Origin of the sequence: Photorhabdus sp. RM71S, from assembly GCF_042879355.1 — a bacterium.
Lineage (GTDB): Bacteria > Pseudomonadota > Gammaproteobacteria > Enterobacterales > Enterobacteriaceae > Photorhabdus > Photorhabdus kayaii.
This window is the reverse complement of record NZ_JBHFKV010000181.1, coordinates 1-550: the sequence shown is the minus strand read 5'-3', so window position 1 is coordinate 550 and position 550 is coordinate 1. Positions and strand designations below refer to the sequence as shown.

Annotated in this window: 1 pseudogene; it reads left to right on the top strand. The window is 60.9% G+C overall.

The window, feature by feature from the left end:
• Nucleotides 1–550, top strand: a pseudogene (locus ACGF5R_RS24405) (DNA primase); the annotation flags it as partial.

Below are 550 nucleotides of genomic sequence, written 5' to 3'. Positions count from 1 at the left end.
GGTCAATGTTCAGGTCGTTGATACCGACAGCGGCGTGATGTTCGCGGACAGCGTGGACATGATGAGCGCCCGCAGCCGGGGCGGGTATGCGCGGCTGGCCGCCACCGAACTCGGGCTGGCCGAAGGCGACCTGCGCCGGGCGCTGGGGCAGGTGTTGCTGGTACTGGAACAGTGTCAACAGGCCGGTGTCAGTGAACAAACCGAAACCCCGCCAGTTCCCGAACTGAGCGAGGACCAGCGGGCAGCGGCGCTGGCGCTGCTGCAAGACCCGAAACTGAGCGAGCGTATCACCGCTGAATTAGCCGCCTGTGGTGTGGTAGGGGAAAGCACCAACCTGCTGGCCGGTTACTTAGCTGCCGTCAGTCGCAAGCTAGAACGTCCGCTGGCCGTGCTGATACAGAGCAGTAGCGCCGCCGGGAAAAGTTCACTGATGGATGCGGTACTCAATCTGATACCGGAAGAAGAACGGTTGCAATACAGCGCCATGACCGGCCAGAGCCTGTTCTATCTGGGCGAAACCAATCTCCAGCATAAAATCTTAGCCATTGCC